Origin of the sequence: Shigella sp. FC1967, from assembly GCF_001743005.1 — a bacterium.
Lineage (GTDB): Bacteria > Pseudomonadota > Gammaproteobacteria > Enterobacterales > Enterobacteriaceae > Proteus.
On sequence record NZ_MIIZ01000380.1, the window covers coordinates 1 to 228 of the forward strand.

Below are 228 nucleotides of genomic sequence, written 5' to 3' on the forward strand. Positions count from 1 at the left end.
TTTTTAGAATATGAACTAGCAACAATAAGCTCCGGGTTCTTTTCTGCAAAGAGGCGTAAGCCTTGCGCATCTTCTTCAAGACCACGTGCAAAACCTTGGTATGCAAAGTCAAAAACAGGTAACCAACCTTTTTTCTGCTGATAGTGCTGCTAATTGGCGCCATTGCTCTTCTGTTGGATCAATACCACTTGGGTTATGGCAGCAACCGTGGAACAAAACAACATCACC

The 228-nt window shown here is 43.4% G+C and carries 1 pseudogene; it reads right to left on the reverse strand.

Annotated elements, in window-relative coordinates:
• Positions 1 to 228: pseudogene (locus tag BHE89_RS03375) on the reverse strand (aminotransferase class I/II-fold pyridoxal phosphate-dependent enzyme); the annotation flags it as partial.